Source organism: Alkalihalophilus lindianensis, assembly GCF_032843265.1.
Taxonomy (GTDB): Bacteria; Bacillota; Bacilli; order Bacillales; family Bacillaceae_D; genus Alkalihalophilus; species Alkalihalophilus lindianensis.
Genome location: NZ_JAWJBA010000689.1, coordinates 1 through 253 on the forward strand (window position 1 = coordinate 1; position 253 = coordinate 253).

Genomic DNA, 253 nt, shown 5'->3' on the forward strand with positions numbered 1-253 from the left:
GGGCCTCTCCGACCGCGACTATATGCGCGACAGCTACCGCAGGCGCGGTGGAGCGGCGTCGATCCCTGTCTGGAAGGACAAGAAGGGCAGGGTCGAACGCGATGACGTTCCGCTGGGAAGCGCGAGCTGGGTCGGAAAGAACAACGAGTTCGACGAGTACGATCGCATAGCGATGCACTACGGTCGCCGCCGACGTACTCGTACAGGCCGCGCCGGTTGGACGCCTGCTCTGCGCGGTCTGATCCCCATACTC

General features: G+C 64.4%; 1 pseudogene. It reads left to right on the forward strand.

Annotated features, from left to right (window positions below):
* Nucleotides 1–253, forward strand: a pseudogene (locus RYX56_RS23925) (hypothetical protein); the annotation flags it as partial.